Source organism: Streptomyces sp. NPDC022552 (assembly GCF_055561875.1).
In genome coordinates this window covers 22,200-35,334 of sequence record NZ_JBVHGJ010000018.1, presented here as the reverse complement: position 1 = coordinate 35,334, position 13,135 = coordinate 22,200, and the positions used below count along the sequence as shown (strand labels likewise).

11 protein-coding genes are annotated in these 13,135 nt (G+C 70.1%); 6 read left to right on the top strand and 5 right to left on the bottom strand.

The annotated features are described in order from the left end of the window. Positions 1-226 precede the first annotated feature (226 nt). Positions 227-1,186 (bottom strand): SMP-30/gluconolactonase/LRE family protein, encoded by a 960-nt coding sequence (locus ACZ3OF_RS32575; RefSeq protein WP_467308389.1) that lies wholly within the window; start codon positions 1,184-1,186, stop codon positions 227-229. Between the two features lie 102 nt (positions 1,187-1,288). On the opposite strand from ACZ3OF_RS32575, the gene ACZ3OF_RS32570 reads away from it, so the two are divergent. Further along, complete coding sequence (locus tag ACZ3OF_RS32570; RefSeq protein WP_467308388.1) at positions 1,289-1,741, top strand: Lrp/AsnC family transcriptional regulator; 453 nt, start codon at positions 1,289-1,291, stop codon at positions 1,739-1,741. A 30-nt stretch (positions 1,742-1,771) separates the two neighbouring features. Here the strand turns inward: ACZ3OF_RS32570 and ACZ3OF_RS32565 are convergent, their stop codons facing one another. Next, entirely contained in the window at positions 1,772-3,007 is a 1,236-nt protein-coding gene (locus tag ACZ3OF_RS32565; RefSeq protein ID WP_361679285.1) for a PP2C family protein-serine/threonine phosphatase, read from the bottom strand. A gap of 640 nt (positions 3,008-3,647) precedes the next feature. On the opposite strand from ACZ3OF_RS32565, the gene ACZ3OF_RS32560 reads away from it, so the two are divergent. Then, positions 3,648-4,370, top strand: a complete 723-nt coding sequence (locus tag ACZ3OF_RS32560) for an ATP-binding protein (protein WP_467308385.1) — start codon at positions 3,648-3,650, stop codon at positions 4,368-4,370. Between the two features lie 48 nt (positions 4,371-4,418). After that, positions 4,419-5,240: a leucine-rich repeat domain-containing protein gene (locus tag ACZ3OF_RS32555; RefSeq protein WP_467308383.1), complete on the top strand. Its 822-nt coding sequence runs from the start codon at positions 4,419-4,421 to the stop codon at positions 5,238-5,240. Between the two features lie 148 nt (positions 5,241-5,388). Here ACZ3OF_RS32555 and ACZ3OF_RS32550 read toward each other — a convergent pair whose 3' ends face one another. Beyond that, a complete protein-coding gene (locus ACZ3OF_RS32550) occupies positions 5,389-6,141 on the bottom strand; it encodes an anti-sigma factor (RefSeq protein WP_467308382.1) in 753 nt (250 codons plus the stop codon). Further along, entirely contained in the window at positions 6,138-6,725 is a 588-nt protein-coding gene (gene sigK / locus ACZ3OF_RS32545; RefSeq protein ID WP_361679297.1) for an ECF RNA polymerase sigma factor SigK, read from the bottom strand. Before sigK ends, ACZ3OF_RS32550 begins: the two co-directional genes overlap by 4 nt. 373 nt (positions 6,726-7,098) lie before the next feature. On the opposite strand from sigK, the gene ACZ3OF_RS32540 reads away from it, so the two are divergent. The 3 genes from ACZ3OF_RS32540 (at position 7,099) to ACZ3OF_RS32530 (ending at position 9,824) form a co-directional block, all read left to right on the top strand. Beyond that, positions 7,099-7,344, top strand: coding sequence for a chaplin (locus ACZ3OF_RS32540; protein WP_361679300.1), 246 nt, complete (start codon positions 7,099-7,101; stop codon positions 7,342-7,344). 163 nt (positions 7,345-7,507) lie between these two features. Beyond that, on the top strand, positions 7,508-9,085 hold the full coding sequence (locus ACZ3OF_RS32535; RefSeq protein WP_467308379.1) for a molybdopterin-dependent oxidoreductase: 1,578 nt from the start codon (positions 7,508-7,510) through the stop codon (positions 9,083-9,085). A gap of 91 nt (positions 9,086-9,176) precedes the next feature. After that, the gene (locus tag ACZ3OF_RS32530) at positions 9,177-9,824 is read left to right on the top strand and encodes a fasciclin domain-containing protein (RefSeq protein WP_361679306.1); all 648 of its coding nucleotides are present in this window, start codon (positions 9,177-9,179) and stop codon (positions 9,822-9,824) included. Positions 9,825-10,026: 202 nt separating this feature from the next. Here ACZ3OF_RS32530 and ACZ3OF_RS32525 read toward each other — a convergent pair whose 3' ends face one another. After that, positions 10,027-11,541 (bottom strand): glutamate synthase subunit beta, encoded by a 1,515-nt coding sequence (locus ACZ3OF_RS32525; protein ID WP_361679309.1) that lies wholly within the window; start codon positions 11,539-11,541, stop codon positions 10,027-10,029. Positions 11,542-13,135 lie beyond the last annotated feature (1,594 nt).

Below are 13,135 nucleotides of genomic sequence, written 5' to 3'. Positions count from 1 at the left end.
CTAGATGATCGCACAGCCGTTCCCGTCGAGTGGCGTGCGACGGGGGCGGAGCGCACCCGCCGCTGTCGGTGCGGCGGGTGGTTCCCTCGTCAGCGACCGCGGTGGTGATGAACCGTCAGGTCGCCTGCACAGGAAGAGCGACGCCCCGCCCCACCCCGCTCCGAACCGGGCCTTCCTCCGCGTGCGGAGCGGTGACGCCTCGCCCGGTCCCCGCTGTTCGACAAGGTCACCGGGACTCCGCATCCAGCCAGGGCCTGCGCCCGGGGCCGGTCGGATGGGTGCCCGTGACGCCCATGACCACCGAGTAGAGGCTGGTCTCCGCAGCGATGAAGAGGCGGTTGCGTTTGGCGCCGCCCCAGGCGATGTTGGCGACTGTCTCCGGGACGATGAGCCGCCCGATCAGAGTGCCGTCGGGGTCGTAGCAGTGGACTCCGTCGTCCATGGCGGCCACCCAGAGCCGGCCGCCGTCGTCGAAGCGGAGGTTGTCGAAGCGGGCGGTCCCGCGGGCTCCGGCCTCGGCGAAGATCTCGCCGTGGGACAGTGTGCCGTCGTCGGCTACGTCGAAGACCCGTATGAAGCCCGCCCGTGTGTCGGAGACGAAGAGCTGCCGCTCGTCCGGCGAGAAGACGAGCCCGTTCGGGGCGCCGAAGCAGTCGGCGACCAGTCGTACTTCACCGGTGGCCGGGTCGATGCGGTAGACGTTGTTGGAGCCGATCTCGCTCTGCGCGCGATGGCCCTCGTAGTCGCTGGTGATGCCGAAGTCGGGGTCGGAGAACCAGATGGAGCCGTCGGACTTGACCGCAGCGTCGTTCGGGCTGTTCAGACGCTTGCCCTGCCAGCGGTCGGCCAGGACCGTGAGCGTGCCGTCGTGCTCGGTCCTTGTCACCCTGCGGTTGCCCTGCTCGCAGGTGACGAGTCGGCCCTGGCGGTCCAGGGTGTTGCCATTGGTGTGACCGGCGGAGCGACGGAAGACGCCGACTGCCCCGGTCTCCTCGTCCCAACGCAGCATCCGGTCGTTGGGGATGTCGCTCCAGACCAACTGCCGCCAGGCGGGCAGGTAGAGGGGTCCTTCGGCCCAGCGGCAGCCGGTGTACAGGACCTCCAGGCCTTCATCGCCGTTCATGCACCGGCCGGTGCGAAACCGGTCGTCGAACATTTCGTACAGCGCGGGACGCTCACTGGACATGCTGGTCCTCCCCATCCAGGCATACGCCGAACAGTCTTCGGCACATCAGGAAGAATGCGAGATGGGATATGGTCAGGGCAAGGTCGGTTCGAATGGAGAGTTGTGGATCACATCGATCGCTCCCTGCTGGCACACCTGCAGCAGGACGCCACCCGGTCCTACGCCGCGCTCGGCCAGGCCGTAGGCCTCTCGGCCGGTGCCGCCCATGAACGCGTACGGAAGCTGCGAGAGCGCGGCGTGATCCGACGCACCGCGGCCGAAGTGGATCCGGCGGCGGTCGGTGGCGCCGTCCTGGCCTACGTGACGGTCGACTCGACGTCCTGGATGGGAGATTCCGCCGAGAGTTTCGCTGCGCTCCCCGAGATCCTGGAGGCACACGTCATTGCGGGCAGCGCATCGGTCCTGGTGAAGGTCAGGACCGCGACCACCGAGCAGCTGCAGGACGTACTGCGCAGGATCTACGCGATCGATGGAGTCAGCGGGACTCGGGCCACGGTGGTGCTGGAGACCTTCTTCGAGCGCCCGGTCTCCCCCTTGACCGCCGATCAGGACTGATCTCGCGCACCGCGGCCTCGGCGCGAGCCGTCAAAGGCGCACGGCGATCAGCGCGATGTCGTCTCGCGCGCCGCCGGCCACGCCGAGTTGGGCCAGCGTGGCGTCGGCGAGGCGATCGGGGCTCATACGGGCGTGACGGGCGAGGGTGTCGGTGAGGCGGAGGAGGCTGACGTCGATGTCCTCGTCGCGGCGTTCGATGAGGCCGTCCGTGTACAGGACGAGGATGTCACCGGACGCGTAGGGCTGGGTGGCCTGGGGGCGGGGGACGTGTTCGGGGCGGGCGCCCAGCGGGGGATCGGTGGCCTGGTCCAGCAGGTCGCAGGTGCCGTCGCGGTGCACCAGGACGGGTGGCGGGTGTCCGGCGCTGCTGTAGGAGATCCACTGGCGGCGGGTGTCGATCACGGCCTGGACAGCGGTGGTCGCCAGCGCGCCGTCGACCGATCGGGCGTACAGACCGAGGACCTCAAGCGACTTGGCCGGCTCGGCAAGGGCCCGGACGGCGGCACTCAGCGCGCTGCGAAGCATGCCCATGACGGCGGCGGCTTCCAGCCCGTGGCCGACGACGTCACCGACCGCGACACCGAAGGAGCCGTCGGGCAGATCCACGACGTCGTACCAGTCGCCGCACACGTTCAGCGACCCGACCGCAGGCAAGTAGCGCACCGCGACGTTCTCGTGCCCCTCCAGGTCGGGTGAGTGCAGCATCGCCTCCTGCAAGGCGACGGCGACCTGCCGCTCCCGAGCATGCGCCTGCCGCAGCTCCTCGTTCAACCTCTGCAGCACCCGCGCCCGCGCGTACAACTCGGCCTCCATCACCTCCCGTCTGCCCAGCGGTCCGCCTGCGGGGCGGGCCGGTCGTGAGCGGACGAACTCGGTCACGTCCTCCACCCGGTGGATGATCCACGCCACCTGCCCGTCCGGGCCCAACACGGGGGTGTTGATCGGCGACCACCACCGCTCCTCGAACGTCCCGGGCCGGGACACGACAGGGATGTCGTACTTCTGCACCGCCATCGTGTCCGGCTCCTTCGACTGCAGGGCACGGTGCAGCGAGGCGCCCAGGTTCCGCACCCCGTCCGCGGTAGCGTCCGCCGGGTTGTCCGGGAAGGCGTCGAAGATGTACTGACCCACCAGGTCCGACCTGCTCCGACCGGTGGCGCGCAGGTACGCGTCATTCACGTCGACGATCACCAGGTCAGGACCCACCACGAGGTAGGGACTGGGCGTGGCCGCGAACAACGCCCTGTAGTCAATGCTCGGTCCCATGGGCTTCACACCAGTCCTTTCCGCTGCTCAAGGGGGTTCCCCGCGGGGAGTCGCCGTGACGAACAGGACGACGGCTCGACGGCAGTCACTGGAAGCAGAACGCGCACTGTGGTGTGCCTGATCATGACATCCAGTTGGGCCACAGTCATAGAATGTGCGCATTTGCGCCATGTGTGTTGCTGGTCCGCTTCGTCAGCCCGCGATGCGGGCACCGTCGCCTCGCGCGACGCGATCCCAACCGGATCCCGGCCGGCCAGTGAGCGGGGGCACGTCCAGCAAACCTGATCCGGGGTGTGGTGTCCGGCCGCATCACGAGCCGATGGCGGCGCCCTGACCGCTGACGCGGTCGCGCTGGAGGCCCGAAGGGCCGCCAAGGGCGACTGCCCAGCGCCACCCGCTCCGGCACCCGCGCCACCTGCCCCGGCGGTCGAGGAACACGCGATGGTGACCTTCCTCGCCGACCACCGGCTGACCCACCTACCGCCCGACACCCGGCCTCTGCCCTCGGTGGCCGCCTACGACCAACTGCTCCACCGCTGCCGGACCGGTGGCCAAGGCGCCAGCCAGGTAGAAGCGTCACGACCCTCCCGCGCCAGCGCGAAATCACCGAAGAAGCCGCCACCACCGCCATCGACCAGGCATGCTGCGGCTGCCCACCATCCGAAGCCAGTTCCCCGACCTCGCGGCCGCGGCTTCCCGCGAGCAGATGTCCTACCGAGGCTTCTTGGCCGAGCTGCTGATGTCCGAGTGCGACGACCGGGCCCGACGCCGGTCCGAGCGCCGGATCAAAGCCGCCGCCTGCCCCCGCGACAAGTTCCTGCGGGCCTTCGACCTCGACGCCAACCCGAACGTCGACCCGGCGGCCATCCACACGCTGGCCACGTGCGAGTGGGTCCGCAAAGGCCAGCCGCTCTGCCTGATCGGCGACTCCCGGACCGGAAAGTCCCACCTGCTGATCGCCCTGGGCACCGAGGCCGCGATGAAGGGCCACCGGGTCCGCTACACCCTCGCGACGAAGCTCGTGAACGAGCTCGTCGAGGCCGCCGATGAGAAGCAGCTGACCAAGACCATCGCCCGCTACGGCCGCGTCGACCTCCTCTGCATCGACGAACTCGGATCCATGGAACTCGACCGCCGTGGCGCCGAGCTCCTCTTCCAGGTTCTGACGGAGCGGGAGGAAAGAACAGTGTTGCGATCGCCCGAACGAATCGTTCGGAGGCGGGACCAAGACGTTCACCGACCCCGGCTCTGCGGGGCCATTGTCGACCGCCTCACCTTCGGCGGGAACATCATCCAGACCGGAACCGAGTCCTACCGCCTCGTCCACACCAAAGCCCAGGCTGATCGGGCCGAGGTTGGCTGACCAGCAGTTCTTCCCCAAAACGCTGGGCCATTCGAGGAGAGCGCCCGTATGTTGGCGGTCATGGTGGATGAGGGAGAGCAGCAGCTTTTCGTGAACCGGTGGGGCGAATCGTCCGGCGCAGATCCGGCTGGACGCGAGTCCTGCCAGGAGACCTGCCGCTGCTTCGACCAGCGCAAGCCGCACCCGCGCGCTCGCGTCGGGTTCCACACCGAGCTTCAGGACACCTCGGCTCCGGGCTGGCAGCACCTACTTGAGCTCATCGATGAGGCGGCCGCCGACGGCCGGGAAGAGTTCCGTCCCCTTGTTGAGCTCAGCCCCGAGGAACGGCGGCAGGTCGTCACTCTGCCGCCGGCCATCGGCAAGCTGACGGCGGTCAAGCACCTCGTGCTCTACGGCAGCAACCTCGTCCGACTCCCACCGGAAATCGGGTCGATGAGCAGCCTGGAGGAGTTCACCCCTTACACCTCCTACCGGCTGCACTGGTTCCCCTACGAAATCACCAGATGCACCCGGCTCATGAGGAGCACGGTCAGCACGCGTTCTCTGTTCGGAAACTACAAGCTGCGGGCACCGTTCCCCCGGCTTGCGCCCGCCCGCAGCTCGGTCGCAGACCTCGACACAACAGACTTGGACGCACGCCGCTGGGGCACGACAGCCGTCTCATCATGCAGCGTCTGCGACCGACCAATAGAGCAAGGCGGGCTCCACCCGGCCTGGATCTCCTTGCGCGTGGCCACGGACGTCCTGCCCCTCCTGGTCAACGCATGCTCTCCGCAATGCGTGGCCTGTCTTCCCCAGGCGCCCGAGGACTACGTCCAATCCGCGCATAGGGGCGGCTGGGTCAGCCAACCCGCAGCTGACTGGGACTGAACAACAAGCACCTCATCGCACACGCAGGCGACATCACATCTCATTGCCTTGGATCTTCGATCTGCCGCCGCAGTGCCATCCGTCGCCATCGACAAACGCCGCCCGAGAAGGAGGACATAGCCAGATGCCGGCCTGCGGACGCGAGCTGTCAGGTGGACAGGGGCATCAAGAGCAGTGGTGGTGTCGTGGGTTGCGCCGATCCCCCGGAGGGTTCGAGGGTGAGGCCGACCGCGGCGGCGTCCGCGGTGTCGCCGTCGATGAGGACGGTGCCGTCCTGGTGGATGAACCCGGCAGGGCGCATGGTGCCCCGGTGGTCCAGCCACAGTTGGTAGGTCTTCCCGGCCGCCGGTGCAGGCAGTCCGGTGGCGGTGAACACCGCCTTGTTCTGCCGATCGGATGCGACGACGGTGGTGAGGGCTCCGTTCCCGGCCCGTCCGTGGACCGTGCGGGCGTCGGGGGCCGCCAGAACGCCGCTGATGTCGTCGATGCGCTGTTCGACCTGCCGGGCCTGCTCCTGGAGTCGCTCGCTCTCCTGGTGCTGCCACGCGGCCAGACCGGCGAACGATGCGGCGGCGGCAAGGCAGGCGGCCAGCGCCAGGGGCACGACCCTGAGTCGCAGAGCGCCGCCGAAGACGGCGGCCGGCGCCGTTCCGGCGATGCGCGGGGGCAACTGGCGGACGCCGTCGACCGCGGTCAGAGTCCGCTGCTTCATCGCCGTCGGCGGCACCTGGGCCGTGGCCGCCGCCAGGCGGGCCGCGGTGGCCTCGAACTCGGCCGCCTCCTGCCGACATGCCTCGCACTCCGGGAGATGCGCGGTGAACATCGCCCGCTCTTCGGGGTCCAGGGCGCTCAGGGCGTAGGCGGCGACGAGGCTGTGGACGTCTTCGCGGTGATGTTTCATGTGGTCACCCCCATGCAGTCGCGGAGCCGGATGAGTCCGTCGCGCATGCGTGTCTTGATCGTGGGAAGCGGTGTGCGCAGGGCTTCGGCGACCTCACGGTAGGTCAGGCCCCGGTAGTAGGCCAGGGTCACTGCCTGGCGCTGGAGTTCGGTCAGGCCACGCATGCATCGGCGTACCTGCTCGCTCTCCATTCGGGTCTCGACCTGTTCCGAGACCTCGTCGAAAGCCGTGTGGTGGTCGCGGGCGGCCTGCGCCTGTTCGCGGTCTGCGGCCGCCTGGGCGGAACGGACCCGGTCCACGGCTCTCCGGTGGGCGATCGTCGCGGCCCAGGTGGTGACGCTGCCCGCTTCGGGCCGGTAGCGGGCAGCCTGCCGCCACAGGTCGATCATCACCTCCTGGGCCACCTCCTCCGACTGGGCTCGGTCACGTACGACTTTGATCACGATCCCGAAGACCGTGGAGGCGACCGCGTCGTAGAGGACGGAGAACGCCTGCTTGTCACCGCGGGCGACCTTCTGCATCACCTCAGCCAGGTCGCTGCGGCTGGTGCCGCCGACGGCACCGAACGGGAGTGGTCGGTTCACCGGCCGGGCTCCGGCTGTGGCGTCCGGGCGAAGCGGCGTCCCGGGGAGGCCGGCTGGGGGCGGGGTGTCCCTCGCATGATGGTCCTTGTCGGTCGAGCGGGTGTGGGCCGCCTTCCAGGGCGGTCCGGTCACAGAGCCTTGTGGTGTGTCTGAAACGTTCTTCGTAGCGGACGCGCGTGCGGATGGGAGCGCTTTCCCGGTCACCACGGGAACTCATGGTTCGCCCTTTCGAGGGAAACAGGCTGCTGTGACCCAGCCGGCGCGCAGGGGGCTGCGAAGGGCAGGGCGAGGGGACGGCGAGAGTTCACCGGTCCCTCACCGTCCGCGCGGGCCTTCCACGCGGCGGTGGAGTTCTCCCTTGGAGGTAGTCGCAATGGTTCGTGTACGTGTGCGCAAGAGCGTGGCGGTAGTCGTGGCGGCCGGCGCCGTGGTGGTCGGCGGTGCGTCGATGGCCGCTGCCGATGCGGGCGCGCATGGCGTGGCCGCGTACTCGCCCGGTGTCGGGTCGGGCAACCTGATCCAGGTGCCGGTCCATGTGCCGGTCAACGCCTGCGGGAACACCGTGAGTGTCGTCGGCCTGCTGAACCCGTCCTTCGGCAACACCTGCGTCAACGCCTGACGCACCGCCGACGGTCACCGGTCCGTTGCCCGCACAGGGCGGCGCGGACCGGTGACCCTTGCTCAGCCCGGACGGGCCGCGTACCTGAGCGCCCCCGAGGACCAATCGTCACTCGTTCGGATGAGGCGCCAATCCACCGGACGGCCGCCACCGAATCAGACGTGTGACTCGCCTCCGCAACATCATCCTCCGGGCCGGGCCGGGCGCGCTCGCCGGCCTGCTGGCCGCGTTCACGGCGCTGGCCGTGGCCGAGCTGGTCGCCGGTGCGGTGCGACCGCCGGCCGGCCCGGTGACGGTCGTCGGGGGCGCGGTGATCGACCGGACACCGGTCTCGGTGAAGGACTTCGCGATCCGTACGTTCGGGGAGAGGGACAAGTTCGTCCTCCAGCTCGGCATCTTCGTCCTGCTGGCGCTCTTCGCGCTCCTCCTGGGCATCCTGGCCGTGCGCCACCGCCGTGCGGGTGCGGCGGGGGTCCTGGTGTTCGGGATCGTCGGCGCGGTCGCTGCCCTGGGGCGACCCGACTCCCAGGGCACCACTGACGCACTGCCCTCGGTGGCCGGGGCGTTGGCCGGTGCCTGCGTGCTGTACGTCCTGGTGGGCCGGGCTACCGCTGCGGGCTCGCCGTCGGAGCCAGTGGGTCCCGGGGGCGGCGGGAGCCGACGGGGGTTCCTCACCGCCGTGGCCCTGACCGCCACGGCCGCCACCGGAGCGGGCGCGCTGGGACGCTTCCTGTCCGGACAGCGCGGCCGGTCGGCCGTGGCCTCCCGCGACAGCCTCGACCTGCCCACCCCCGCCTCGCCCGCGCGTCCCGTTCCGGCCGGAGCGCGGCTCAAGGTGCCGGGGATCAGCGCCTTCACCACGTCCAACCGTGACTTCTACCGTGTCGACACCGCCCTCGTCGTCCCCAAGGTGGACGCCGCCACCTGGAGGCTGCGCATCCACGGCAAGGACGTCGCCCGCCCTCGTACCTACACCCTCGACCAGCTCCTCGCCCGCCCCCTCGTCGAACGCGACATCACCCTGACCTGCGTCTCCAACGAGGTCGGCGGCCCCTATGTGGGCAACGCCCGCTGGCTGGGCGTCCAGCTGGCCGCCCTGCTCGCCGAATGCGGTGTGCAGCCCCCGTCGAAGGGTGGCCGCTCCGATCAGCTGGTGGCCCGTTCCGTGGACGGCATGACGCTGGGGTCACCGGTCGAGGACCTCATGGACGGTCGCGACGCCCTGCTCGCCGTCGGCATGAACGGCGAGCCCCTGCCCTTCGATCACGGCTTTCCCGTACGCATGATCGTCCCCGGCCTGTACGGGTACGTCTCGGCCTGCAAGTGGATCGAGGACATCGAACTCACCACCTTCGACGCCTACGACCCCTACTGGGTCAAGCGCATGTGGGCACGTCGGGCCCCGATCAAGACCCAGTCGCGTATCGACACCCCCAAGCCCTTCGCCCGCCCGGCCGCCGGCAGGGTCGTGGTCGCCGGGGTCGCGTGGGCCCAGCGCCGAGGCATCGACCGGGTCGAGGTCCGCATCGACGACGGCCCGTGGCGGGAAGCCGACCTCGCGGCCCAGGACACCGTCGACACCTGGCGCCAGTGGTCCTTCCCCTGGAACGCCACTCCCGGCGGACGCACCGTCACCGTCCGCGCCACCGACGGTACGGGAGCCGTACAGACCGAGCGGCGGACCCGGACCGTCCCCGACGGAGCGAGCGGCCTGCACAGCGTCTTCGTCACCGTCCTCTGAGACCACCGGACCGGCCCACTTCTGGACGGGCGTCCGGCACAACCACCCACCCTCTCGGACCCGAGAAGCGACCCTCAAGGAGAACCTGATCATGAACAGCATGCGCATCCGCCGCACCGCCGTCGCCGTCACCGCCGCAGCGCTGCTGCCCCTCTCGCTGGCAGCCTGCTCCGACTCCGGCAGCGACACCAAGGCCGCCTCCAGCGAGGCGGCCGGTGACCCGGGCAAGTCGAGCGCGACGCCGACGGGCGACGCGGCGACGACGGACCAGCCCTTCGGTCCTGCCTGTGCCGGTGTCCCCAAGGAGGGCGCGGGCTCCTTCGACGGCATGGCCAAGGACCCGGTCGCCACGGCCGCGTCGAACAACCCGGCCCTGTCCACCCTGGTCGCCGCGGTCACGCAGGCCGGCCTCGTCGACACCCTGAACAACGCCGAGAACATCACCGTGTTCGCCCCGACCGACGAAGCCTTCGCGAAGATCCCGAAGGCCGATCTCGACAAGGTCCTCGCCGACAAGGCCATGCTCACCGACATCCTCACCTACCACGTGGTCGGCCAGAAGCTGACCCCCGAGCAGCTGGAGAACGGCTCCTTCGAGACGCTGCAGAAGGGCATGATCACGACCACCGGCTCCGGTGAGTCCTACAAGGTCAACGACACCGCCTCGGTGGTGTGCGGCAACGTCAGGACCGCGAACGCCAACGTGTACATCATCGACACCGTCCTGATGCCCAAGTAAGAGGCGTGGCGCCCGCACCACATGGGCCGACGGCCCGGCATCCCTCTGGCCGAGGGATGCCGGGCCAGGGCCTACGGGTTGTTCGTCACCGCCGCCACACGGACGTGCTTCCCCACGGATGCCACGCGCGTGGCTCGAGGACGATGCCCGGCGGGCCTGCCTGGACAGGCCGGATCGCCGACCGGAGGCGCCGATCGATGTGTCACGCGAGCGGACGGTCCGTGGCCCGGATGGGAGCTGGAAGCTCGGTGACGCCGCGCAGGTAGCGGTCCGTCGCGGCCGCGGCCGCCCTGCCCTCCGCGATCGCCCAGACGACGAGGGACGGACCGCGCCCGGCGTCACCGGCGACGAACACGCCTGCCGTTTCCTCCGCTTCCGGCGGTGCCGTCGCTGATGACGAGAGCGCGGCGAAGCCGGGGGTGCGCGCGAAGGTTCCCCCGGCGTCGGGCGCGAGGCCCAGGGGGCCGATCAGGCCCGGATCATGGCGAGGGCCGCGGAATCCGAGCGCGAGCAGCACCAGTTGGGCCGGAAGGACGCGGGCCGTGCCGGGGCGAGGGCGTCTGTCCGCGGGTTCGACCTCGTTCAGCACCACGGACACGACCTCTCCCGACACGTCACCGTCGAAGCGAACGGTGACGGAGGAGAAGGCCCGGGGGTCGCTGCCGTCGCGGGCGCACGCCTCCTCGTGGGCGTGGGACATCCGGTAGACCTTCGGATGGACGAGCGGCCATGGCTCGTCGGCTGTACGGTCGTTGCCCGGCAGCGGGTTGATGTCCATCTGGACGACGGATGACGCGCCCTGCCGCAGGGCGGTGCCGAGGCAGTCGGAGCCCGTGTCGCCTCCACCGACGATGACGACGTCCTTGCCTCGTGCGGAGAGCGCCGGGGGTACGGGTACGGGGCAGGGTCCGGCGGAGCGGTTGGCGGCCGTGAGGTACTCCATGGCGTGGTGGATGCCTCCCAACTCACGCCCTGGGCAGCAGATTTCACGCGGCTCCGTCGCTCCGGTGGCGACGACCACAGCGTCGTACGCGGCCTTCATACGGGCCGTGTCCAGGTCATGGCCGACGTCGACACCGGGGCGGAATCGCGTGCCTTCCTCCTCCATCTGCCTGATCCTGGAGTCCAGTCGGTCCTTCGACATCTTGAAGTCGGGGATGCCGTAGCGGAGGAGCCCGCCGACACGGTCGGCCCGTTCGTAGACCGTGACCGCGTGCCCCGCACGGGTGAGCTGTTGAGCCGCCGCGAGTCCCGCCGGCCCGGATCCCACGACGGCGACCGAGCGGCCTGAGAGCCGAGCCGGCCGCAAGGGACGCACGTACGCGTGAGCCCACGCCTGGTCGGCGATCGCCTGCTCGATGTTCTTGATCGTCACCGGTTCGCCGGTCAGAGCGAGCACACAGGCGTCCTCGCAGGGAGCAGGACAGAGCCGGCCTGTGAAGTCGGGGAAGTTGTTGGTGGCGTGGAGCCGTTCGGAGGCCGTGGCCCAGTCGCCGTGGGCGGCGTACACGTTCCACTCCGGTATGAGGTTGCCGAGCGGGCAGCCGCCGTGGCAGAAGGGCACTCCGCAGTCCATACAGCGACGGGCCTGGTCGGACACCACGGGCAACAGCGGCTGGCCCGCGTGCACCTCGTTCCAGTCTCCGACGCGTTCGTCGGCGGGCCTGGAGGGCGGCGGTCGCCGAGGTATGTGGAGGAAGCCGAAGGGGTCGGTCATGGTGCCCTCGACATGGCTGTTCGGGAGGTTGGTGTCCGTGCCCTCATCGTACGTCCGGGGGAGGGACGGCCCCTCCTCGCCGGGACGGGACGCGAGAAGTCCCTGAGGCGGTACATACCTCCCGGCGTCGGCAACGAATCATCTGTATGGGCGTCCCGCCTCGGCCCCCGGACAGCACGAAGGGCCTGAGTCCAGCAGGCGGGACGGCAGACACCGGACACCGTCCAGGGAGACCTCATGAGAGGCAAGCCGCTCGACATGACGGCGACACCCCCCGTCGCCGTGGCCCCGGCGCGCACCGATCAGGTGGACCCCGCCGCCGTGGAGGAGCTCCTCACCCGCCTTCTCTCGGAGGTCGCACGGCTGGAATCCGTACCTCCGGACCGTGCCTTCTTCCACGATCGCGTGAGTTCGGAAGCAGCCTGGGCTGCCGCCGGTGTCCACGAAGGAGGTGTACCAGCATCCGACGATCCGCGGACTCAGGTCCGCCTTGGCACCATCGGCTGTCCCCCGCCCGGGGCGCCGAGAGGCGCCCACCGACGTGCCCATCGTGTCCACCACCGGGCTCGGCCGACCGCGACCGGTCCTCTGCGGCCTATTGAGCTACCTCGGGTACGCCCTCCTCCCTGACCGTCGCCGTCGCCGTCACGCACGGTTACGCACGGATTGCGGCGGGCCACGTACTCGCCGCGAACAGACATCCGGCAGGGCGCGTTCCGTCCCGGCTCCAGCAGGCGGGCGGTGATCACCACCCGACCCCGAGTGCGCGGAGAGGACCTCGATCCGCCGCACGGGCGGCGTCCAGGACGCGGTCGGGCAATGGACACGGGCCCGTACTGCCCGACGACGCGGTCCTCTGTGTCACGGTCGCGCGATCGCCCTCCCGGACGGCATGACGACCGCCTTGCGAGGCGTGTCCGGGATCTGGGCGTGCGGCCTTCGGCGATACACCGGGCGGCTACCGGATCGAACACGGCCTCAGGGCGGCCGAGCAGGCCCGTGTCGGTGGCAGCGGGGAGCCGGCGACGCCTTCTTCTCGTCCGCCTGGAACGCCGGGCCCGGGACGGCGCGGGCGACGTCGACGGAGGATGCGACGGCGGCCAGTGGCAGGGCCGTGATCCGGGAGCCGTCGTGGCCCTGCCGGATCAGGCCCGTGACGTCGAAGAGCTTCCTCGCCGACGCGGCCCGCGGCGAGCGGCACGGCGCCCCCGCCGGGGTAGACGTACACGTCCTGGCCGGCATGGCGGGTTTCCCAGCAGGACCGCCGTCGTCGCGATGAAGCGTCGTCGCAGCGGTGCGACCTGAGCGGTCCGTGGTCACGAGAAGCCGGTCGCCGGTGACGAGGGTGACCGTGCCGACCGAAGCCGGGTGGCGATGAGTCCGTGGACGGCGGAGCTGAACACGCGCGCGACGGCGGCGACCACGCCGGGCGGGGTGAGAGCCACGTTGCCCAGGCCTAGGCCAGGGGCCGTGCCGGCCTCGGGGCCGTCTCCGGCGAGGACGTGGAGAGCGCACTGCCTCTTCGAGAGGGTCCTCATAGCGCACTGACAATGGCGCTATGACGGAGGGTAAGGCTCCACGAGGGCTGGCCCGA